Consider the following 21,908-nt stretch of genomic DNA (forward strand, 5'->3'; position numbering starts at 1 on the left):
ATCGAAAAGGTAGTTAATTTTTTATTTCAGCTCAACACAAATGAATGAATCGCCTGTTTTTTCAATTCAAAATCAACATGTGTATATATTGAAGTTGTTGCTAAAGATTCATGTCCTAATAATTCTTGTAAGGTTCTTAAATCAACCTTTTCTTTTGCTTCTTGTAAAAGAAGTGTAGCAAAGGTATGTCTTAAGTGATGAAGTGAAAAGCGGGTAGGAGGTAATCCTGCAGCTTCTAATGATCTTTTAAATAAAACATGTAAACCTCTTGGATTGAACTTTTCTTTTCTAGAATTTAAGAAAATTGGCTCTGTAGAATGCGTTTGATTTAAAAGTAATGAATCATGATATTTTTTAAATAATGGAATAACAATCGGATGAAGAGGTAAAAGACGTTCTTTTTTACCTTTCCCAAAAATTCTTATTGTTTGCTGATGGAAATCAATTTGCTGCCATGTTAAATCAACTAATTCTTGTCTACGCATTCCAGTTGTTGCAAATAACTTAAAGATTAATTCATTTCTTAATGAAGAGGGGCGATTATCTGATTCCAAATACTTAAAAAGCATCTTTAATTCGATTAACGTCATATAAACAGGTAACAACTTATCATGTTTAGGTGCTTCAATTCCAGCGGTAAAATCCTTTTCAATAAATTGGACCTTCATAGTAAACCGACTAAAAGACTTTAAACTAGAAATACGTCTTTGAATAGTTCTAGGTTTTACATGTTGTCTGGTTACTTGATCCTGAATAAAGCGACGTATTAAGATTGGTGAAAGATCATCTAGTATTTTAGAGCGGTTATTTTCATTCAGAAAATTTAACAAACATTGAAAATCATGGTGATAACTATCTATAGTACATAAAGAGTAATTTTTCTCAACTTGTAAATACAGTAGAAACTCATCAAAAGCATCAATTAACTTCAAAATTAAAACCTCCTATAAAAAGTAATAATAAAATTATAGTCAACAAAAAAAAGGGAAGTTGACCATAGCATTTATTATGTGAACACAGTACAATGAAGCTGCTTATGATTATGTTTGTTGCTAGTTTACATAATATATATTATAGGAAGTTGTAATAAAATCACTATGTTTCATCTCAATTAGCAAGTATTCTTAGTGTTTTGAGACGAAACGAGAAAAATCATCAATTTCAGATCAAAAAAATGAATTAAGTCTAATTACTAACTAATTCATTAAATAACAAATTCTATATAGTAATTGAATCATTTAACGAATGAGTAAAAATGAATTATAAAAATTCTTCAATAAAAAAATCAAAATTGTTTTAGTTAATTTGTTTTAGTTTTTACAACAATTCATACTTTTTATTGTTTATTTCACTCACTGATTGTGTTGATTTTTTATATGATTTCAATTTCCGTTACAGCATTAAAAAAATTTATGTTTTAAACCCCTTAATAAACTCTAAATCATATATCCTTATTTTTACTAATACTCTTTTTTAAAATTTTTCATGTGATTTCCCTCACAATATATTTCAATAAAAAACATCACGATTTAAGCGATGTTTTTTTAAAGTTAGTTTCTTATCGATCCGTTTCAGTATATGTAATTCCTAAGTATCTTTCTGTTCTTGTTTCAAATTCTACATTTACATATACCCCAAATTCCCTACTTCCATCTTTTAATCTTAACCATAGTTTGAATTTTTCTACTGAGACCACTGGTGTTTTTCGTTCTCTTCCTATGTGTAAATAATCTATTACATCGGATTGCGGGTATCGTTGGATTGTTTTTTCAACTGCAATTTTTCCCCATTTTGCATATGGAGGCTCATAAACTGGTTGTGCAGCAGCTGGGTTTACTTTGCAAAAAATACTACAAAATAAGAATGAGAAAATGAAAATGGCTCTAAATGTTCTTTTCATAATACCTCCTCCTTTTTGCTCCTTTCCTTACTATTCGACCCGTCTACTCTATCTATCCGTTTCTTGTTTGTGCAATTTATATCAGTTTTTACGCTTTTTACTAATAAAAAGAAATTTTTTACAAATAGTAATCCTATATGTATTTGATTAAGGAGGATTTATTTTGCAAAAGAATTTTCACTTTAAAACTGCATTTATTATCTTATGCATAATATGTATTTCACTGATTACTTTAAATATTTACTTACCAAAAAAAGAAGTTGATGCCTTTAGTAGTCAAGTACTCAGCCGTGGTTCAACTGGCGATGATGTTAAGGAGCTTCAAGAGCGACTTATTTTTATAGGGTTTCTGGACGATCAAGCTGATGGAGTTTTCGGCTGGAATACATACTGGGCTCTTCGTAATTTTCAAAAGAAATTTGGTATGAAAGTTGATGGTGTCGCAGGAACAAAATTAAAAGAAAAGCTGACAAAAGCAACTAAGAATTATAAAGGTAGTACGGCCAATAATACATCAAATAATAATGCTTCCAACAATAAGCCGGCTAAGCCGAATACAAATAAACCTAATAATTCGAATGCAAAACCAAATAATAAACCAATTGCGAATGCACCAAACGGTTATACAGATAATGACATTAAACTAATGGCAAATGCTGTATATGGGGAATCACGTGGTGAGCCATATATCGGGCAAGTTGCTGTTGCTGCAGTCATTTTAAACCGTTTAACAAATGCATCTTTTCCTAATTCAATCGCAGGTGTTATTTATCAACCAGGTGCTTTTACGGCAGTAGCTGACGGTCAAATTAATTTAACACCTAATGCTCAAGCTAAAAAAGCAGTAATTGATGCAATAAATGGCTGGGATCCAACGACTGGTTGTATTTATTATTACAATCCTAAAACAGCAACAAACCAATGGATTCGTGGCCGCCCTATTATTCTTACAATTGGTCAACATATTTTTTGTAAATAATTGTAGTGAGGTGTAAATATGAAAGGTAGTTGGATTGTTGCAGGTGCTTTAGTAGCCGCTCTAATCGGAACTGGTTATTGGGGATATACGCAAAATCGCGAACTGAAAGAAATGAATTTAAAAGCCGAAAATAATTATCAAAGAGCTTTTAATGAACTAACATTTGATATGGATTTATTACACGATAAAATCGGTACGACATTAGCAATGAATTCAAGAACGTCTCTCTCCCCTGCTTTAGCAGATGTGTGGCGTCTTTCGATTCAATCTAAATCGGATATTGCACAACTTCCACTAAAATTTGTGCCTTTTGATAAAACGCAGGCCTTTTTAACTGGAGTAGCAAACTTTAGCTATAAAACAGCGGTTCGAGATTTAAATAAAGAACCTTTAACTGCAAAGGAATATGAGTCTTTACGTAATATTTATTCAACAGCTGAAAAAATTCAAGATGGACTAAGGAATGTACAAACAAACATCATGGATAAAAACTTAAGCTGGATTGATGTTGGTCAAATGTCTGAAGAAAGAAAAGCACCACGAGACAATAGTATTATAGATGGTTTTAAACATATAGAACAAGTAAAAGCAACTACAGACAATGATTTCGGTCCAACGTTTTCGAATGGTCAAGAAGAATCTAAAGGTTTAAAGAAGTTAACCGGTAAAAAAATTGATGAGAATGAAGCTAAAAAAATTGCACAAGACGCTGTACCGCTCAAAAATGTTACTAAAATTCAAGTGACTAGAAGCAAAACCGATAATAATCGATTTGAACCTTTTTACTCAGTTTCTATGGCTCATAAAAACCCAGTAGCTGATACATATATGGAAATAACAGAAACTGCAGGTTTGCCAATCTTCTTTATTACAAATAGACCAATAGCTAAACAGCAAATCAGTTTAGACGATGCAGTGAAAAAAGGTTTAAGTTATTTAAATTCAAAAAACTATAAGAACATGGTATTATATGATAGTTCACAATACGATACGATTGGCGTACTTCAAATGGTTAAATCAATTGATGATGTGCGCATCTATCCAGAAGCAATTCAATTAAAGGTTGCATTAGATAACGGGCAAATCATCGGTTTCAATGCTAAAAACTATATTACGTCAAACCATGTACGTAAAGTCCCTACTCCTAAGCTTACACTTGAGCAAGCACGAGCAAAGCTGAATAAAAATGTAAAAGTTGAAGAAGAACGATTAGCTGTCATATTAAATGATTTTAATAAAGAAGTTCTTACTTATGAATTTTTAGGTACATATAATCACGATACATATGATATCTTTATAAATTCAACGACTGGTGATGAAGAAAAAGTTAAAAAACTTTAAGTAATATCATAAAAAGCACAGGTTTAGTACTTCCTGTGCTTTTTTATGTACAAAATCATTACCTATACTTTAATTTTTATCGAGTTTAAATTAAAATATCTTCAAATATTGAAGCACTACAATACTAACTCCTAAAAAAATAACATAATAGCCAAAAATATTCAGTGATTGTTTTTTCAATAAATTGATCATCCAACTAATGGCTAAATAACCAAATAGGCTTGCGGCTAATGTTCCAAGAAATAGTGGGAAAAACGCAATTTGCTCAGCGTTTCCACCAAGTAGATCTTTACCTTGGAATACGATGCCACCTAAAATTGCAGGAGTTGATAGTAAGAATGAAAAATAAGCTGCGCTTTTTCGTTCCATTCCTTTAAATAATGCTGCAGCGATTGTTAAACCCGATCGTGAAACCGCTGGAAATATAGCAAGTGCTTGAAATGAGCCGATAAATAAAGCATCAACCCATGTAAGCTCCTCCATTGTTTTCTTCCCTTTTCTCCTTTTATCAGCAATAAATAAAATAATACCAGTAAAAATAAATTCCCATCCAATCGTTTTACCCGAAACAGAAATCTCATCAAAAAAATCTTTAAATAATAAACCTACAATTACAGCGGGTAATGTTCCTACAAATAGTAATAAAGTTAATTTTGAAAAAGGTTTTTTGATCAAACCTTTCCATTCTTTACTGTAAAAAACAAACACCGCTAATAAAGTACCAATATGCATTAACGTATCTAATAATAAGCCTGCCTCATCTAATCCAAATAAATGTCTACCAATATATAAATGACCGGTACTACTAATTGGGAGAAATTCAGTTAACCCTTGAATGATGCCTAATATTATTGCTTCAAAGTTAGACATAAACAATTCTCCTTTCATTCAAATTAGTAAATTATATGCAAAAAAAATTCAATTCTTGTCCAAATTATTAAAAACAATAAAAAAGCATCATGTTAGATGCTTTTTGGATGGTAATCTTGAAAATAACTTACTAGTAGGCTCTTCTTTTAATTGATTTGAAATATAGTTTGTCGCGTCTAGTAGTTTTACTTCGTCAACATCAGTTTGAAGATCAAGTCGATGTAAAAATGATATTAAATCTTCCGTTTCAATCATTCTATTTTGTTCATTAGATGGAAAACAACCTCCGAATCCTCCATTTGCTGATTCAAACCGCTCAATCCCATATGAAAGTGATGTATGGATGTTAGAGATGCCGTTCCCAAAAGTATTATAAAATTGCATCGAACAACGCTCTTTCGGTATTTTTATTAATAAATCCTCTAAAAATAACTTAACTTGTTTAGGTTTTACTTTACCTACCGTATCTACAAATGATAATTCCTCCACGCCATCATCTAATAATTGCAATGCCAAGTCGATTGCTTTTTGATGACTTACTTTTTCATCATGACAGCCAAATACCGTAGTAATATAAGCACGCGTAATCTTTTCATAATCTTTCGTTACTTTTGTCATCTCTTTAATATCTTTCAATGATTGATTGATCGAGCAATTTTTAACTTTAGCATTATATGACTCACTTGTTGCGATAAAAAAGTTAATTTCATCCGCATCTACAACAAATGCTCTCATTAAACTTCTTTTATTTGGTACTAATACTCCATATGTTAGGTGATGATCTCTTTTTAGTTTCAATACTAATTCGGTAGCTTCACTAAACTGTTGTTTATTCGGAAAATTCATTAGAGTGGAAACTTCGATGTGATGTAATCCACTATCAATCAGATGGTTAATCCATTGTAATTTTTGGTCAATAGATAATCGTGATCCATATTGAAAATTAATACGAGGTCCAATTTCTTTTATATATACAGACTTTGGCAGATTCAATATGATCGACTCCTATTCTACTTTTTATTTTTTTAAACAAGCACCTCAGTAAATATCCTTGTATAAATTCTATTGAGTCGAAAGTTATTTATGATAGACAAAGTAGAATCTTTAAAATAAAAAAAGCTCTCGATAAAAATATCAAGAGCTTTTTTGAAAGCACGTCTTTAATTCTTAACTAAATAAATTAGTGAAACTTCCATTTTTTGCATAAATAACCAAATCCAAAGATACAAACTCGGTATTTTATGGAAGAATATACATTTATTTGGAATTTTATACTTCTAAATCTTCGCCTTCTTCAATTACATGGAATAATAGATGAACTAAATGATGAATTGAACTAGAAGCATCCAGTTCAACTTCCTCTTCTTCAGAGGTTTCATCAACGAATTCTAAATCATTTAAATATAAAGCCATAAATTCATAAAAATCTTTCATTGCAAATGAATAGCAAGCAACTGGATCTTCATCTTCTTCATTATATTGAAGAACTAAATGAGATACATTTCCTTCATTATCCTCTGAATCTAAAAACACAAAAAAGCCTATATTCGTATCGATTTCAAATAAATGTCTAGTTCCACCTTCAGTAGACTTATGGTATTCCTCGTCATTCAATTTTTGGATTAACATATTATCTACATTATCTTCTTTGTGAAATGTTACATTAAAAGATTTCATCATCATTCTCCTTTTATATATAATTGATCGACGCATGTCTTCATTATGTAACATTCCCTATTTTATAGCAATTATTTCCATAATTAAAAAAATCAATATACGGGAAATCTACGACTAAAAGGAGTGGGTTTAATGAGTAGAAAAAATAAAATCTTAGTTCCTGAATCTAGAAAAGCATTAGATGCTCTAAAAGCTAAAGTTATGCATACATCTAATCCTGAAGATGCTAAGTTCGAAGCTGCCGAAGAAGTTGGAGTTCCTTTAACGAAAGGATATAATGGCAATTTAACCTCTCATGAAAACGGTAAGGTTGGTGGACGGATCGGTGGGAATATGGTGAAAGAATTAGTTAGAATGGCGCAGGAGAATTTGAATAAACGGTAATGAATTAAACTTACTTTTTAAATGAAGGTTCTTTTTGAAAAGAGGTCATTTTGGTGATCTCTTTTCTAGAAAAAGTTTCTGATATTACAATACACAAAGAAAAATTAGGAAATGTATTCCGTATGTTTTTATAAAATTAACTACATCATTATTTCTAAGTGCTAATTTACGAGTTTTTTACCTCTATCCTATTAAGTTTGAATAAAAAAAAACCTGTATCCAAAAAAGGAAACAGGGATTTTTTTACGATATAATGTCTATATAAAAATGATTAGAAAAGTCCATGAACAATATATTTCAAAAAATCAGTAAACCCTTCTCCTACACCTGTAAAAACCATCTGGTGATAAGCATTGGTCATGCTTAATGCAACTGATATAATAATAAGGATGGGGACTATAATCATTACTTCCTTTTTCATATATACAACACCCCTTAACGTCACATTTGATTTTTAATTTTCTAACTTATATAGAAATTGTATACAATGTGTATGTATTATTCAATTGTGAATTATTTCCAATTAGAATTATTATTTTGAACTATATAAAAAATCAGATTGTAAGAAGTAGCTTGCTTTAGCAATCTTTACAATCTGATTTTATTTTAATCTTTTAGAACTTGAAACTGAATCTATTTTCTAAATTCAATTGTATTTTATATTTGATAGTTAAAATAAAAAAATAGGAGTGTGCATAGCACGCCCCTATTTCAACTGATTAATCATTTAGAAAATGTATTTTTGTTTTTATGCTAGTCGTTTTTCCATTTCCTCAAATTGCGTTTCTACTTTTGGATTTGAATTTGAAGTTAATAGACTAACTACAATAACTGCTAGTAAGCTGAAAAAGAAACCTGGAACCATTTCATATAAGTTAATCGCTTCTTTAATCGCATCCACGCTGGTCCAAATGATAACAGTTGCTGCCCCTACTACCATGCCTGCAAGTGCACCCCAGCTAGTCATTCTTTTCCAGAATAAACTTAATAAGATAGCTGGTCCAAATGCAGCACCGAAGCCTGCCCAGGCATTACCAACGAGATTTAGAATCGTATCATTCGGTGTCAACGATAAAAGTAATGATACGATCGCAACGATTAATACAGCGATTCTACCAATACGAACTAGCTCTTTATCAGATGCATTCTTTTTACCAAAGATACGATAAAGATCTTCAGTTAAAGCACTTGCAGTTACTAAAAGTTGAGAAGAAATAGTACTCATAATTGCTGCAAGGATAGCAGATAACAAGAATCCCGTAATTAGTGGATGAAATAATGTTTTTGAGAAAAAGATAAAAATTGTTTCTGGATCATCTAATGTTAAGTTGTTAACTGAAATGTATGCAATTCCAACTAGTCCTGTTAATGTTGCACCAACAATTGTAAATATCATCCATCCCATTCCAATACGACGCGCTGGCTTTAATTCCTTTACAGTTGAAATCGCCATAAATCGAACAATAATATGAGGTTGTCCAAAATAACCTAATCCCCAAGCAAGTAAAGAAACAATTCCAATAAATGAAGTTCCAGTAAAGATATTTAATAACTTAGGGTCTATATTTTTTATTTCATCGAAAGCAGGCTTTACTCCACCTACATCTGTAAAAGCAACAAGTGGTACTAAAATTAATGCAATAAACATAATTAGACCTTGAACGAAATCTGTTAAGCTTACAGCTAAGAACCCTCCAAATAATGTATAGGCAATTACAACCCCAGCTGTAACAATTAATCCTACTTTATAATCGATTCCAAAAGCTGACTCAAATAATGTACCTCCAGATACGAAACCAGCTGAGCAATAAAGTGTAAAGAAAATGATAATAACAACAGCTGAAGTAATTCTTAAAATTCGAGTTGAATCTTGGAATCTTTTTTCAAAGAAATTTGGTATTGTAATTGAATTATCGGCTACTTCAGTAAATACTCGTAGTCGGGGTGCTAAAAGTAAATAGTTTAAATATGCTCCAATCGTTAATCCAATAGCAATCCATGCAGATGAGATACCAGTTGCATACATTGCACCAGGTAATCCCATTAACATCCATCCGCTCATATCGGCTGCACCAGCTGAAAGAGCAGTAACAGCAGGTCCAAGACCACGATCACCAAGCATATACTCGGATAAACTATCAGTAGATTTTTTATAAGCGTAAAAACCTATTGCTAACATAAAAATAAAGTAAATAGAAATTGATATGAGTACTTGCGAATCCATTTTATCCCTCCGTTATAGAAACCTCTTACAATCTGATTTTATTTTAGTCTTCGTCCTTTACATCTATATCTTCAGGAATGGGTTCGTTATAATAATCAGCAATCATTTTTTTTGCTTTTTCCATTTGTTCTAAATGATGATTAAATTGCTCTTTATAGATTAAATATTGTTCACCATCATGGACTGCTCTTATTTTTCGTTCTTTAATTAATTGGTGAATATAAGATTCATCAAGATCTAAATATTCCGCTGTTTCTTTAATTGTTAAATACATTTTGTTCTCCTTGCCTACTCATTCTTACATTATCTTACTATTGATTTGAATATGTTTTTGTGATTGTTTTCCTTATACAATACCTAATACTCTGTTGGTGTTCCCTGATGAAAATACATTTTCCATTGACCGTCTTTAAACTTCCAAATTGAACTACGTAAGGAATGTTGTTTTTTTATTTCATTAAATATTCGGTAAGTCACTAGTGTAATTTCCTCTGATAATGGATGAATTTCAAAATCACTTAATGTCATTTTTACGATTCCAATGCCATTTTCTAATTGATCATTTTTATATAAAACCCTACCTGAACTCCCGAATTCAAAAAATTCATCAGCTAGTAGATTTTTTAGTTCAATTTGTGAGGAGCGAATTTCAGGTTTAAGTAATTTTTCTTCTAACAAACGAAGATGCTCTTTTAAAAAAACTAAGTCGACCATCATTCGCTCACCTTCTCCGTTTTATTTAAATTGATTTTAATTAGTAAGCTTTACCCCAATACACCATTACATCCGTTTTCTTTCCACAGCATACACATGTATCAGCAAGTTGTTCTTGTTCAAATGGAATACATCTTGAGGTTAAGCCAACTTCTTCTTTTATTTGTTCTTCGCAGGCTAGATCCTGACACCACATTGCTTTAATAAAGCCTTGTTTTTCTTCACTGATTTGTTTTAGCTCTATCATTGAAGTAGCTTCATATGTTTTTTCTGTACGATTGTTTAAAGCTTTTTCGTAAAGAGATGTTTGGATTTCTTCAAGTAATTTTGTAATATTTTCTTCTAAAGCATCTAATGAAACAATCGTTTTTTCTCGCGTGTCACGTCTTACTAAAACCACTTGATTCTTTTCAATATCTTTTGGACCAATTTCAACACGAACTGGAATTCCTTTCATTTCATATTCGTTAAATTTCCAGCCTGGCATTTTGTCAGAAGTATCAATTTTTACTCGAGCAATCTTTGAAATACGGTTTTTTAATTCAGTTGCTTTTTCAATAACGCCATCTTTATGTTGAGCAATAGGAATAACCATGACTTGAGTTGGAGCTACTTTTGGAGGTAATACTAATCCGCTGTTATCACCGTGAACCATAATTAAAGCCCCGATTACTCTTGTTGTCATACCCCAAGAAGTTTGATGTACATATTGTCTTTTAGAGTTTTTATCTGTGTATTGAATATCAAATGCTTTTGCAAATCCATCTCCAAAGTTATGTGATGTACCACTTTGTAATGCTTTCCCATCATGCATTAAGCTTTCAATTGTATACGTAGCTTTTGCACCTGCGAATTTTTCTTTTTCTGTTTTTTGACCTTTTATAACAGGTATTGCTAAAAAGTCTTCTAAGAAATTAGCATAAACATTTAGCATTTGAATTGTTTCTGCTTGTGCTTCTTCAGCGGTTGCATGTGCTGTATGACCTTCTTGCCATAAGAATTCAGTTGTTCTTAAAAATGGTCTTGTTGTTTTTTCCCATCGAACAACAGAGCACCATTGATTATATAATTTTGGTAAGTCATTATAGCTTTCAACTGTTTTTGAGAAATGCTCACAAAATAGAGTTTCTGAAGTAGGACGAACTGCTAATGGTTCAGCTAATTCATCATGTCCACCATGCGTTACCCAAGCAACTTCAGGTGCAAATCCTTCTACATGATCAGCTTCTTTTTGTAATAAAGATTTTGGGATAAATAATGGCATATATACATTTTCATGATCAGTTTGTTTAAATTGAAAATCTAATTCTTTTTGGATATTTTCCCATAGTGCATAACCATAAGGTCTTAAGATCATACAACCTTTCACACTTGAGTAATCGACTAATTCTGCTTTTTTTACGATGTCTGTGTACCATTGTGCAAAATCAACATCCATATCTGTAATTGCTTCAACAAATTTTTTTGTAGTCATTTTCTCTACTCCTCATCATTTTTAGAAAATAAAAAAACGCGCGAGAATAATCTGAAAGGGACCATTCTCGGCGTTACCACCCTAATTACTATATAGATCCTACGAAATAAGCAGATGATAAACAAAAAACGCCATGAATGATCAAAAGGGACCATTCATGGCGTTACCACCCTACTTATTATGTAGAAGCTCTACATAATCTCTTAACATCTTTAACGGGAAAACCGCTGTAGCCTACTTTTATTTCGGTACAGAGACTCCAAGGCTGGTTCAGTTTACTCACTTTAGGAATTTGCACCAACCATTCCCTCTCTAAAAAGCTTATAAACTTACTATTCCTTTTCTAAGTCGCTTATTAATTTAAAGTTATAATACGTGAACAAATTGTATCTGTCAATGTGTATTATACCCATTTTTTTAAAATTTCTTATATTTCTTACTATATTGCCTCATTTTTTACTTCTTTAGTTCGTTTCTTTGGTAAAGGTACTTCAGATAGCAGCATGCCACCTACAATAAAAGTCCCACCGATAATTGTTTGGATCGATAATGTTTCATTTGCAAAAAGTACTGCTGTAAATGCGGCGAAAACTGGTTCAAAAATAAAAATTAATGCTGCTTTCGTTGAAGAAATATGTTGTTGAGCAAACATTTGAACCCAAAACGCGATACTCGTACAGAATACTGCAGTCACAATCACTGCAAAAATAAATGTCGGGTTCACCCACAGTTCTTTCGAAAATGAAACGGAAGTATCTTCAAAAATTAAAGAGAAAATCGTACTACTAATGCCAACTGTTGCTAGTTGAATCGTTGTAAAGGTGATTGGATCCATTTGCTTTGTATACTTTCCTGATAAAATAATATGGAATGCAAAAGCAACCGCCCCTATAAGTGTAAGTACATCGCCAAGATTTACTGAGAATGAATCACCTAAAGTTAAGAAACTTAATCCTAGTAATGCAATTAAACATGCGATTATGGTAGACCAGTTGGACCGCTCTTTATAGACTAAATATAAAAGAACAGGTACTAATACAACACATAGCCCAGTAATAAAACCTGATTTTGATGAAGTTGTATACTTCAATCCAAATGTTTGAAGTAAATACCCTAAAAACAACATGAATCCAATACCACTAGTAATAACGATTTGTTTAACCGTTAATTTAGTTTTTTGTTTTCTTTTAACTAAAAATGGCAAAAGGACTAAAGTTGCGAGGATAAATCGAAATGCGTTAAATGCAAACGGTTCAACGTATGCAATCGCATTTTGGACTACTACAAATGTTGTGCCCCAAAGTAATGTTACGATAATTAATGAGATGGTAGCTATTTTATCTATTCTCAGGTCTCTCATCCCCTCTCCATATAGTTGGTCCCATAAAATTGCAAGTAAAGAAAACTCGCTAAATGACAAGCCTAATTGGCGACTCGTTGAAATTAATACTCTGCTACCAATTTATTTCCCACTTAACGAAAAAAAGATGTGAAATTACCACATCCGAGTACTTTAATTTTTATTGGTACCACATTAAATTATATCTTTATTTTATCATAGTGTGTAATCAATTTGTCTCATAACTGTAAAATTTCTCTATCTTATGATAATTTTTATGGAAATTTTGACCAAAACTTGATTAGTTCTTGATTGACTCAACGAATCCTCATCCATATACTTAAATACAGAAAAATAGGAAAAGGTGATTGGATGGATTTTGAAATTACATATTTATCGTTTTATGTTGTTACTGTAGAAGGTAAAGGTGAACAATCCGATAAACGATATAAACATTTCCAAACATTAGATGAATCAATGTTTGAAGAAAGCGCATTGAAAGGCTTTTTAGAAGGTGAACTTGAAAGAATAGTCAATCGAAAAGTTGAAAAACATCCAAAATCTGATTCTGTACCTACAAAATTAGGTCACTTTATTGTCGAAGAAGGCCATTCTTTAGACTCAAATCCAAATTATAATTTATTCCAGCGAATAAGAGATGCAAAATCAATTGAAGATTTTAAAGCAGCAAATGAAACGTTAGTCATAAATTACATTGATACAAGTGCAGTTCGCGGTGGAGCATTTCTAGTTATTCAAGCGAAACTAAGAAAATATTTTGATGATCCATTCTTATTTGTACTAAAATGTGATTTTGAACCAAAAGTAGCCTCCATTTCTGATGAATCTACTCTCATTAAAACAGTTGAAATGGCGATTACAACAAAAAATATGAAATCGATTCAATACCCTTATATGGAAGAATTAGGGATGATCTCAGAGAGTGAATTAAAAATCCATCAAGCATCTCACGCAAGATATTTTGAAGACTTTTTAAAATTTGTTTCCTATTCTGAATCAATGCCTGAAATTGTAAAATCTCAAGTAATGGAAATGGTTTATGACAAAATTGAAGACGTTTTTGAAGAGGAAAGTGTTGAAAGACAACAATTCGATGCAGCAATGGAAGTATGGGCAGCAAGCCCTAAACGTGAAATTCAAGAGCATTTTACACCTAATGAAGTAATCGAAGCAGCTGCACAAATCGTGGAACATACACCAGAAATTGAATTATCTTTTAAAGCGGATCACTTTTCTGTAAAAGGATTACTTGCTGATTTTGGTGATAGCCTCCATATTGCGAAAGTAAACGGTCGATATGTCGTAATTTTAGAAGCGGATACATTGCAATTTGAAAAGGGATTTTCACCGATTGAGTTTTTGAAGCCAGATGAATTGGATGATGTAATTGAGCGAATTGGTCAGAAAGTAAATACTCCAGGATATTAAATTATCGAATAACTCATATAAAAAATTAAAAGACAGTCAGCTATTACTAGCTCACTGTCTTTTCGTATACAACTAGATTACTTAGGGTGTCAACTTCTAAGTGAATACCTTTAGAAAGTTGGTAAAAACTTTTTTCTACTATAATTTTACTTTGCCACCGATCTATAAAATCTTCTAATTCCTACTCTCATCTTTAAATGTGTCTTCTTAGATTTTTTAAGTTTTCTATCTTAATATAATATATGTTAACTAAAATAAAAATTTAGTTGACATATAATTTAAGTTTCATTATTATGATAATTGTTATCAGAAAATTAACAGTAGGAGAATTAAAATGAAAATCAAAGAAATTACATTTGTAGCAATGTTTGCAGCAGTTATGGGTGTTCTTGGACAAGTTCCTCCGATTATGTTATCCTTTACGCCAGTTCCAATTACTTTACAAACACTTGGTGTTCTTCTAACTGGTGGTGTTTTAGGTGCAAGATTAGGTGCACTAAGCCAAACTATCTTTTTATTACTAGTTGCAGTTGGCATGCCGCTTCTACCCGGTGGTCGTGGTGGTTTTAGTGTATTTGCAGGACCAAGTGTTGGTTATTTAATTTCTTGGCCTATTACGGCTTTTGTAATTGGGTATTTATTATCTCGTTTTAAAACATTAAAATTAAAACATGTCTTATTGATTAACTTGACTGTTGGAATTCTATTAATCTATTTAATTGGGATCCCAATTCAAGCGGTTATGATGGGAATTCCTGTTATGACAGCAGTTAAATTAAGTTTAGTTTATATTCCAGGTGATCTATTGAAAGCGATTCTTGCTTCAATTTTAGTATTCAAACTAAGACAACAACCAGTTTTTTCTAGCTCATTGACAAAAAACTATTCAAATCAATCGACAGAAAATATGTAAAACTTTTGGGACACTCTTGTTGTGTCTCTTTTTTATAGAGGTGATTTAAAATGGCAAATATTACAGAAACCTATCAGAAAAACGCTAGATTGTCACCTGACAAAATTGCGATACATACGAATAATAATCAAATCAGTTATAAGGAATGGAGTCAATTAATTAATCAGACGGCAAATTGGCTACACTCTTATCTATTAAATTCGAAAACAATTGGTATCCTTTTACCAAATGGTATCCAGTTCTTGCAGATGTTTACAGCAGCGTCTAAAGCGGGTTGGATCGCTGTTCCGTATGATATGAAATGGAATGTAGCGGATTTGGAAAAAAGGGTAAAGCTGTCGAATCCTTCTATTATTGTTACAACAAAAGAAATGTACAATAAGATTCATTCGATCCATCCAAATCTGAAGATTTTAGATGATATCTTACAAGAAATTGCTCAATTTGATCCCTTACCTTCTATGGAAATAAATGAAAACCTTCCTTTCTATGTCGGATTTACTTCAGGTACAACCGGTAGTCCGAAAGCATTTATCCGTTCTCAAGATTCATGGGTTGCTAGCTTTGATTGCAATCGCTTCGACTTTGGATTAAATGAAACGGATCAAATTCTTATACCTGGAGCCTTGATTCATTCTCATTTTTTATATGGTGCAATCAGTACTTTATATTTAGGAGGAACAGTTATTCTTTTAGAAAAGTTTTCTCCTATAAATGTAATATCACGAATCAATTCTTTCCCTATTACGACTATTTATGTTGTTCCGACGATGATCGAAGCATTAATAAGAGAAGGTATTCAAGTCGATCAAGCGATTAAGATCCTTTCGTCTGGTGCAAAGTGGACCGAAAAATCTAAAATTGAATTTCGTCATTTGTTTCCTGCTATAACAATTTACGAATTTTTTGGGGCTAGCGAATTAAGCTTCATTACCGTTTTGTCGGATCGAGATGGTGTCCATAAGGCAAAAACGGTTGGAAAGCCTTGTTATGGTGTGGAGTTACAAATTCGTCGACCAGACCAAGAGTTAGCTAAACCAAATGAAACTGGAAAAATATATGTGAAAAGTAAGTATTTAATAAATGGATACTTTGAAGAAAATGAAAAAACCATTTATTCAATTCAAGATAATGACGGCTGGGCTACTGTTCATGATATGGGCTTTATTGATGAAGACGGTTTTTTAACAATAAACGGGCGTGAAAAAAATATGATTTTATACGGAGGTATTAATATATTTCCTGAAGAAATTGAAAAAGTTATTTCTCTTCATCCAGATGTTGAGGAGGTTGCAGTTGTTGGTCTTTCAAACCCGTATTGGGGCCAAATTGTTGCAGCAGTGATCAAAGGTAAATCAAATTCGGTTGAGTTAAAAAGATTTTGTAAGACACACTTATCAGCATATAAAATACCACGTAAATGGTTTTTTCAAAATGAAATGCCGTATACGACTAGCGGGAAGATCGCACGCGCAGAGCTAATTAAACAAATCGAAATGCAGGTGACTAACAATTAAACGAGCTGTCATTGTCAAAGCAAAGCGAACACCTATCGGAAAAAAAGGTGGAATTTTAAGAGATTTTCTACCACATGAACTTACTGCCCCTCTGTTTAAGTATTTGGCAAAGGGGTTAGATGAAAAGATTGATGACATCATTATAGGAAATGTTGTTGGCCCAGGGGGAAATGTCGCTCGGGTTTCTGCATTAGAAGCGGATCTTCCTCTAACAGTCCCGGGGATCACAATTGATCGGCAATGTAGTGCTGGTTTAGAAGCGATTCGTATGGCTTGTTACTTAGTCCAAGGTGGTGCTGGTAATTGCTATCTTGCTGGAGGAGTTGAGAGTTCTAGTACCTCCCCATTTCCTGCTAGAGCTAGATTTGCACCTGACAAGATTGGTGATCCTGACATGGGGATTGCAGCAGAAAATGTAGCTGAAAAATACGGTATCTCAAAAGAAGCTCAAGATCAATATGCATTATTAAGTTATACACGAAGCTGGGAATCTCAATATAATGGACACTTCAATGAAGAGATTATTCCAGTTGGTGATTTCGACCAAGATGAAGTATTTTACAAAAAAAGAAAAATGGAAGAACTTTTAAAAAGAGCAAAACCTGTCTTTAAAAAGAATGGTACGGTCACAGCTGCAAATAGTTGTGGCATTCATGATGGAGCCTCGGCTGTACTAATCATGGAAGAAAATGAAGCGATAAAAAACGGTTTAAAACCAGTATTACGATTTGTGGATAGTCAAGTTTCTGGTGTTCATCCTAATTATCCAGGTGCAGCACCGATCCCTGCTATTCGAGATTTATTAAGTATAAACAATTTAACAGTTTCAGATATTGAACTTTTTGAAATAAATGAGGCTTTTTCTTCAAAAGTATTAGCCTGTTCAAAAGAACTTTCCATCCCTACTTCCAAGTTGAATTGTAATGGTGGAGCATTAACGATCGGTCATCCATATGGGGCTTCTGGAAGCATCATGGTCACGAAACTTTTTTATGAAGTACAAAGAAGAACAAATTTAGAATCAAATTATGTAGTCACTGCAATTGGAAGTGGTGGTGGAATCGGATTAGCTGTCTTATTCGAAATCGTAAAACAAAATTAAAAAATGATAATGTAATAAAAAGTATAAAGAGAGGTAAACGTATGAAAGTAATTGGTTCAATTGATCTACATACACGCTGTAAACATTACCATACAGCAAGAGATATCATTGCCATCAAATTCAAATGCTGTGATACATACTATGGATGTTATTATTGCCATGAGGAAAACACTAATCATGAACCAAAAGTCTGGGGTAAAGATGAATGGCAAACAAAAGCAATTCTTTGTGGTAATTGTCATGAGGAATTAACAATTCAAGAATATCAAGATTGTAACTATAAATGTCCTAAATGTGAATTTGATTTTAATCCAGGGTGTAAAAACCATTACCATTTGTATTTTGAATGAATAGAAACTACTCGAATAATTTATGTATACGGAGCTGAATATGCAGCTCTTTATTTTTGTTTAATCTTTGTTTATATCCCTTAATATTGTAGCTTCATCTTCAGTTTTCTTGCCATTTTTTACTTTTTTATCTATTATTTCATGTAAAAGAAAAAGGATGCCAGTCGGCCTCCTTGTTTAATGAACATTATTAAACTTTTATGATTGTGTTTGAAGAGCAACTCTCAAACCTAACCCAATATAGACTAACCCAATCGCTTTCCCCATCCATTTTGGTCCTTTTGTTTTTTTACTAAAGATTTTTTTACCGATTACACTTGATAAAAGCACTAGTAAAGTTGTGTATAAAATACTAAGTAATACAAATGTCAAACCAAGAGTTAAAAGTTGAATGAATACCGGATGTCCATTATGTTGAACAAATTGAGGTAAAAAGGCTAAGAAAAATAGTGCAGTTTTAGGGTTTAATACTTCTATTAGCACTGCTTGACGAAAAGAAAGTTTACTATTTACTTCTTTTTGTTCTGTTGAATTTTTACTGTTTTTCGACTTTTTTATGATTGCAGTGATTCCTAAATAAAATAAATAAGCCGCACCTAAATATTTGACGATTTCAAAAGCAAATGCAGATGTCATTAAAATTGCAGAAAGTCCAAATACGGATGCACATGTATGAATTAAATCACCGACAGCAATCCCAATACCTGTTAAGATACCATTCCATTTCCCACCTTTCATTGTTTGGGATAATGTTAAAAGTACAGCCGGACCTGGTATTAAAAATAGCATTAATACAACTAAAATAAATGAAAACATGATCATCATCTCCTCTCGTTATGTATTTTTAGAATATTATACAACATAATTTTGCAGTAATTGCCTTAATTGTCATTTATTTCAAAAAAAAATAAGCCGATTTTCTCATTTGGAAATCGGCTTTTGTATTCAACAATTATAATATTTCAATATATCCTTCTGTTCCATTAACACGAATTCTTTGCCCATCTTTTATCAGTTTGGTAGCATTCTCTACACCTACCACTGCTGGTAAGCCATATTCTCGTGCGATGACCGCTCCGTGTGTCATTAGTCCACCAACTTCAGTGACCAGTCCTTTTATTGCAACAAACAATGGTGTCCAGCTTGGGTCAGTAAATGAAGTAACTAATATGTCACCCTCTTCTAGGTTTGCATCTTCCATATTTAAGATAACACGTGCTCTTCCCTCGATTACACCTGAAGAAACAGCTAAACCTACAATCGCTTCAGGTGGAAGATCTTCCCGTTTGTATTCACCTACAATGATTTCACCATCAGATGTTATAACTCGTGGAGGTGTTAGTTTAGTATATAATTTGTACTCGTTTTTTCGTTTATTAATGATTTGATAATCTAGTTTACTTGTGCGAACGACTTCGTAAAGTTCTTCAAATGTAAGATAAAATATATCTTCTATTTCAGAAATGACATTCGTTTTAACGAGTTGTTCAGCTTCTTTCAATAAAGCTAGCTTATACACAAAATAGCGACTAATCATTCCATATTTTGGATATTCACGATATCCAATGAAATTCCTGATTAGACTAATAACTTCCTTTATTTCTTCTGCTTTTTGTTTACCATCCGGTAATTGCAACAATTGTTCTACAAGCTCTTTTTCTTTTTGCAATGCTTTTTCTAGCCCTTGTTCAAATTTTCGTCTACTTTCATGCGGCTTAAAGTTTTTAATGTTACTAAGAATCATTGATACGAGTATAGTTGGTTTTTCGCTCCAACGTGTTCTAGTTAGATCAATTTCACCAGTACAACGCATTCCATATTTTCTCAGATAATCATCAATTGCATATTTTGTTTCCTGTCCACCTTCAAATTTAATCAATTCATCCAAAAAGTTATCATCTTCTACATGTTGCAAATAATTGATTACTTCTGGATAAGGACGAATTACATCGGCAACATCCATTAGTGCTAGACCCATTTCTGAAGTAATATTATTCGGTACAGATTGAGAAATCGTATCTCCTACATTCTTCTCATCTAACCATTCATTTATTTTTTCATTAATCCATTCTGTCGCATTCATAGCAGACATAAAAACTGCCGAACTTCGCGGGTCAAATAATAACTCCCGTAATTTCTGAAGATCTTCTGAAATAAAATCCATTAAATCTGATCCTGATTTCTTTTGTATGTTTTGTTTTAATTCTTCGATTGATGCTTCATTTTTCTTAATCAAATCAGATACAATTGTTGGATCGTTTTCAATTAGTGCTTTAAAACTCGACGACGATTGTGCTTGATCATTTCTAGTTGGGTTCGGCGCTTGATTAGCAGGAGATGATTCGATAAAATCCTCTCGCCCTACAATCTTTAATAGAGCGTCTTTTAAGAGCGGATCAGATTTTCCAATGGCTTCTATAAACATTTTTCTTCTGTCTGGTGAAGCAAGATGTTGAGAGATATCTACAAATAATCTACCTCCAGCTTTACGCATAGGTGCTCTAGACGTTAACATCCAAAACGACAATCCCAATGGTTTAATTGGATCGGTCATCATTTGTTGATGTCCGACAGACAGATAGACATGATCTTCTTGATCATCCACTTCAGGAATTGGATATAGAGTTGTGATTGGACGACTTTGAACAATATAAAATATACCTTCTACTAAACACCATTCGATATCTTGTGGACATCTGAAATAATCTTCTATTTGTCTACCAATTTGTGCTAGTTGTAAAATTTGTTGATCAGTAAGTGTTTGAGTGATTTGTTTTTGTGGATCAATCTGCTGTGACTCAGTGCCGCCTTCTTTCAGACCATAAATAGCCAATTTTTTTGTTGTGATTCTCTTATCAACGATTTTATTATTTTGTACCTTATAACAATCAGCCGATACTAAGCCAGAGACTAGTGCTTCTCCAAGTCCAAAGCTTGCATCAATGGATACTATCTTACGATTAGAAGTAATGGGATCAGCAGTAAATAATATCCCTGAAGCCTGTGGGAAAACCATTTTTTGAATAACAACAGATAGATAAACTTGCTTTTGGTCAAATTCATTTTGCATACGGTAGATTACTGCGCGATCTGTAAATAAAGAAGCCCAACATTTACTGATATGTTGTAAGATATTTTCCTTACCGATAATATTTAAATAGGTGTCTTGTTGGCCAGCAAAAGAGGCATGTGGCAAATCTTCAGCAGTTGCACTAGATCGCACAGCGTATGCAAGTTCCTCACCGAATTTGGAGAGATAGGTAGAAACTGCATTCACAACATCGGTAGGGATCGCTACTTCCAATATAATGTTTCGAATCCTCTTGCTAATCTCACTAATTTGATCTCGATCTTTTACATTTAGCATATTTAGTTGATTCAACAAAGCATGATATGATTCGTTATGTTCGATGGCTTTTTGAAACCCCACTGTTGTAATACAAAATCCTTCTGGTACTTTTATATCTGGAATTTTTGATAATTCGCCTAAATTTAACCCTTTACCGCCAACGAGTAAAATTTGGTTTTTATCTATCTCCTGGAAATCGAGAACTAAAGAATTCATTCCACATCTCTCCTATCTTTTAATGTCTATTGATTTTATCAGTAGAAAATAAGAAGATAAAGTCTATTTTGGCCATTTTTTTTATGGTATAATTAAAGTAGGAAAAGTTC

Annotated in this window: 21 protein-coding genes and 1 other annotated feature; of the genes, 8 read left to right on the forward strand and 13 right to left on the reverse strand. The window is 32.5% G+C overall.

What is annotated here, in order from left to right; translation table 11 throughout:
• Nucleotides 1–26: 26 nt before the first annotated feature.
• A complete protein-coding gene (locus tag MY490_RS11395) occupies nucleotides 27–932 on the reverse strand; it encodes a tyrosine-type recombinase/integrase (RefSeq protein WP_248265823.1) in 906 nt (301 codons plus the stop codon).
• A gap of 626 nt (nucleotides 933–1,558) precedes the next feature.
• The gene (locus MY490_RS11400; RefSeq protein WP_248265824.1) at nucleotides 1,559–1,900 is read right to left on the reverse strand and encodes a DUF3889 domain-containing protein; all 342 of its coding nucleotides are present in this window, start codon (nucleotides 1,898–1,900) and stop codon (nucleotides 1,559–1,561) included.
• 163 nt (nucleotides 1,901–2,063) lie between these two features.
• Between MY490_RS11400 and sleB the strand changes: the two genes are divergently transcribed.
• Together sleB and ypeB are read left to right on the forward strand one after the other, a co-directional pair.
• Nucleotides 2,064–2,879 (forward strand): spore cortex-lytic enzyme, encoded by an 816-nt coding sequence (gene sleB, locus MY490_RS11405; protein ID WP_248265825.1) that lies wholly within the window; start codon nucleotides 2,064–2,066, stop codon nucleotides 2,877–2,879.
• A gap of 18 nt (nucleotides 2,880–2,897) precedes the next feature.
• Nucleotides 2,898–4,220, forward strand: coding sequence for a germination protein YpeB (gene ypeB / locus MY490_RS11410; protein ID WP_248265826.1), 1,323 nt, complete (start codon nucleotides 2,898–2,900; stop codon nucleotides 4,218–4,220).
• Nucleotides 4,221–4,310: 90 nt separating this feature from the next.
• Here the strand turns inward: ypeB and MY490_RS11415 are convergent, their stop codons facing one another.
• From MY490_RS11415 to MY490_RS11425, 3 genes are all read right to left on the reverse strand, one after another.
• Nucleotides 4,311–5,090, reverse strand: coding sequence for an undecaprenyl-diphosphate phosphatase (locus MY490_RS11415; RefSeq protein WP_098233615.1), 780 nt, complete (start codon nucleotides 5,088–5,090; stop codon nucleotides 4,311–4,313).
• 87 nt (nucleotides 5,091–5,177) lie between these two features.
• Nucleotides 5,178–6,083 (reverse strand): beta/alpha barrel domain-containing protein, encoded by a 906-nt coding sequence (locus MY490_RS11420; protein ID WP_248265827.1) that lies wholly within the window; start codon nucleotides 6,081–6,083, stop codon nucleotides 5,178–5,180.
• A 276-nt stretch (nucleotides 6,084–6,359) separates the two neighbouring features.
• Nucleotides 6,360–6,767 carry a cytosolic protein gene (locus tag MY490_RS11425; RefSeq protein ID WP_098861219.1) on the reverse strand — a complete coding sequence of 136 codons (408 nt, stop codon included), beginning with the start codon at nucleotides 6,765–6,767 and terminating at the stop codon, nucleotides 6,360–6,362.
• A 132-nt stretch (nucleotides 6,768–6,899) separates the two neighbouring features.
• Between MY490_RS11425 and MY490_RS11430 the strand changes: the two genes are divergently transcribed.
• A complete protein-coding gene (locus MY490_RS11430; RefSeq protein ID WP_097977309.1) occupies nucleotides 6,900–7,151 on the forward strand; it encodes an alpha/beta-type small acid-soluble spore protein in 252 nt (83 codons plus the stop codon).
• Between the two features lie 271 nt (nucleotides 7,152–7,422).
• Here the strand turns inward: MY490_RS11430 and MY490_RS11435 are convergent, their stop codons facing one another.
• The 6 genes from MY490_RS11435 to MY490_RS11460 all read right to left on the reverse strand — a co-directional run bounded on the left by MY490_RS11435 (nucleotide 7,423) and on the right by MY490_RS11460 (nucleotide 12,923).
• Nucleotides 7,423–7,572, reverse strand: a complete 150-nt coding sequence (locus MY490_RS11435; RefSeq protein ID WP_248265828.1) for a hypothetical protein — start codon at nucleotides 7,570–7,572, stop codon at nucleotides 7,423–7,425.
• A gap of 327 nt (nucleotides 7,573–7,899) precedes the next feature.
• Nucleotides 7,900–9,375: a sodium/proline symporter PutP gene (gene putP, locus MY490_RS11440; RefSeq protein WP_248265829.1), complete on the reverse strand. Its 1,476-nt coding sequence runs from the start codon at nucleotides 9,373–9,375 to the stop codon at nucleotides 7,900–7,902.
• A gap of 43 nt (nucleotides 9,376–9,418) precedes the next feature.
• On the reverse strand, nucleotides 9,419–9,649 hold the full coding sequence (locus MY490_RS11445) for an excisionase family DNA-binding protein (RefSeq protein ID WP_248265830.1): 231 nt from the start codon (nucleotides 9,647–9,649) through the stop codon (nucleotides 9,419–9,421).
• An 83-nt stretch (nucleotides 9,650–9,732) separates the two neighbouring features.
• Nucleotides 9,733–10,089, reverse strand: a complete 357-nt coding sequence (locus tag MY490_RS11450; RefSeq protein WP_248265831.1) for a nuclear transport factor 2 family protein — start codon at nucleotides 10,087–10,089, stop codon at nucleotides 9,733–9,735.
• Nucleotides 10,090–10,129: 40 nt separating this feature from the next.
• Nucleotides 10,130–11,563, reverse strand: coding sequence for a proline--tRNA ligase (gene proS / locus MY490_RS11455; protein WP_248265832.1), 1,434 nt, complete (start codon nucleotides 11,561–11,563; stop codon nucleotides 10,130–10,132).
• 143 nt (nucleotides 11,564–11,706) lie between these two features.
• Nucleotides 11,707–11,918 (reverse strand) — a binding site (T-box leader).
• An 84-nt stretch (nucleotides 11,919–12,002) separates the two neighbouring features.
• Complete coding sequence (locus MY490_RS11460; RefSeq protein WP_248265833.1) at nucleotides 12,003–12,923, reverse strand: DMT family transporter; 921 nt, start codon at nucleotides 12,921–12,923, stop codon at nucleotides 12,003–12,005.
• Nucleotides 12,924–13,274: 351 nt separating this feature from the next.
• On the opposite strand from MY490_RS11460, the gene MY490_RS11465 reads away from it, so the two are divergent.
• The 5 genes from MY490_RS11465 (at nucleotide 13,275) to MY490_RS11485 (ending at nucleotide 18,233) form a co-directional block, all read left to right on the forward strand.
• Nucleotides 13,275–14,351, forward strand: a complete 1,077-nt coding sequence (locus MY490_RS11465) for a DUF3900 domain-containing protein (protein ID WP_248265834.1) — start codon at nucleotides 13,275–13,277, stop codon at nucleotides 14,349–14,351.
• 334 nt (nucleotides 14,352–14,685) lie between these two features.
• Nucleotides 14,686–15,264, forward strand: a complete 579-nt coding sequence (locus MY490_RS11470; RefSeq protein ID WP_248265835.1) for a biotin transporter BioY — start codon at nucleotides 14,686–14,688, stop codon at nucleotides 15,262–15,264.
• A 50-nt stretch (nucleotides 15,265–15,314) separates the two neighbouring features.
• On the forward strand, nucleotides 15,315–16,781 hold the full coding sequence (locus MY490_RS11475; protein WP_248265836.1) for an AMP-binding protein: 1,467 nt from the start codon (nucleotides 15,315–15,317) through the stop codon (nucleotides 16,779–16,781).
• Nucleotides 16,777–17,883: an acetyl-CoA C-acyltransferase gene (locus MY490_RS11480; RefSeq protein ID WP_248269365.1), complete on the forward strand. Its 1,107-nt coding sequence runs from the start codon at nucleotides 16,777–16,779 to the stop codon at nucleotides 17,881–17,883. The genes MY490_RS11475 and MY490_RS11480 overlap by 5 nt, the downstream gene beginning before the upstream one ends.
• 41 nt (nucleotides 17,884–17,924) lie before the next feature.
• Entirely contained in the window at nucleotides 17,925–18,233 is a 309-nt protein-coding gene (locus MY490_RS11485) for a CHY zinc finger protein (protein WP_248265837.1), read from the forward strand.
• Between the two features lie 198 nt (nucleotides 18,234–18,431).
• Here the strand turns inward: MY490_RS11485 and MY490_RS11490 are convergent, their stop codons facing one another.
• Together MY490_RS11490 and ppsA are read right to left on the reverse strand one after the other, a co-directional pair.
• The gene (locus MY490_RS11490) at nucleotides 18,432–19,049 is read right to left on the reverse strand and encodes a LysE family translocator (RefSeq protein WP_248265838.1); all 618 of its coding nucleotides are present in this window, start codon (nucleotides 19,047–19,049) and stop codon (nucleotides 18,432–18,434) included.
• 136 nt (nucleotides 19,050–19,185) lie between these two features.
• Nucleotides 19,186–21,798: a phosphoenolpyruvate synthase gene (gene ppsA / locus MY490_RS11495; RefSeq protein WP_248265839.1), complete on the reverse strand. Its 2,613-nt coding sequence runs from the start codon at nucleotides 21,796–21,798 to the stop codon at nucleotides 19,186–19,188.
• Nucleotides 21,799–21,908 lie beyond the last annotated feature (110 nt).

The sequence above is a fragment of the Gottfriedia acidiceleris genome (assembly GCF_023115465.1).
Classification (GTDB): domain Bacteria; phylum Bacillota; class Bacilli; order Bacillales; family Bacillaceae_G; genus Gottfriedia; species Gottfriedia acidiceleris_B.

Excerpts from the sequence above, each read along its gene's own strand:
- MY490_RS11450 (WP_248265831.1), bottom strand. The coding sequence starts at position 10,089 with ATGGTCGACTTAGTTTTTTTAAAAGAGCATCTTCGTTTGTTAGAAGAA.
- MY490_RS11475 (WP_248265836.1), top strand. The coding sequence starts at position 15,315 with ATGGCAAATATTACAGAAACCTATCAGAAAAACGCTAGATTGTCACCT.
- MY490_RS11460 (WP_248265833.1), bottom strand. The coding sequence starts at position 12,923 with ATGAGAGACCTGAGAATAGATAAAATAGCTACCATCTCATTAATTATC.
- MY490_RS11485 (WP_248265837.1), top strand. The coding sequence starts at position 17,925 with ATGAAAGTAATTGGTTCAATTGATCTACATACACGCTGTAAACATTAC.
- MY490_RS11435 (WP_248265828.1), bottom strand. The coding sequence starts at position 7,572 with ATGAAAAAGGAAGTAATGATTATAGTCCCCATCCTTATTATTATATCA.
- ypeB (WP_248265826.1), top strand. The coding sequence starts at position 2,898 with ATGAAAGGTAGTTGGATTGTTGCAGGTGCTTTAGTAGCCGCTCTAATC.
- MY490_RS11430 (WP_097977309.1), top strand. The coding sequence starts at position 6,900 with ATGAGTAGAAAAAATAAAATCTTAGTTCCTGAATCTAGAAAAGCATTA.
- MY490_RS11465 (WP_248265834.1), top strand. The coding sequence starts at position 13,275 with ATGGATTTTGAAATTACATATTTATCGTTTTATGTTGTTACTGTAGAA.
- ppsA (WP_248265839.1), bottom strand. The coding sequence starts at position 21,798 with ATGAATTCTTTAGTTCTCGATTTCCAGGAGATAGATAAAAACCAAATT.
- proS (WP_248265832.1), bottom strand. The coding sequence starts at position 11,563 with ATGACTACAAAAAAATTTGTTGAAGCAATTACAGATATGGATGTTGAT.
- MY490_RS11470 (WP_248265835.1), top strand. The coding sequence starts at position 14,686 with ATGAAAATCAAAGAAATTACATTTGTAGCAATGTTTGCAGCAGTTATG.
- putP (WP_248265829.1), bottom strand. The coding sequence starts at position 9,375 with ATGGATTCGCAAGTACTCATATCAATTTCTATTTACTTTATTTTTATG.
- MY490_RS11415 (WP_098233615.1), bottom strand. The coding sequence starts at position 5,090 with ATGTCTAACTTTGAAGCAATAATATTAGGCATCATTCAAGGGTTAACT.
- MY490_RS11425 (WP_098861219.1), bottom strand. The coding sequence starts at position 6,767 with ATGAAATCTTTTAATGTAACATTTCACAAAGAAGATAATGTAGATAAT.
- MY490_RS11445 (WP_248265830.1), bottom strand. The coding sequence starts at position 9,649 with ATGTATTTAACAATTAAAGAAACAGCGGAATATTTAGATCTTGATGAA.
- MY490_RS11400 (WP_248265824.1), bottom strand. The coding sequence starts at position 1,900 with ATGAAAAGAACATTTAGAGCCATTTTCATTTTCTCATTCTTATTTTGT.
- MY490_RS11490 (WP_248265838.1), bottom strand. The coding sequence starts at position 19,049 with ATGTTTTCATTTATTTTAGTTGTATTAATGCTATTTTTAATACCAGGT.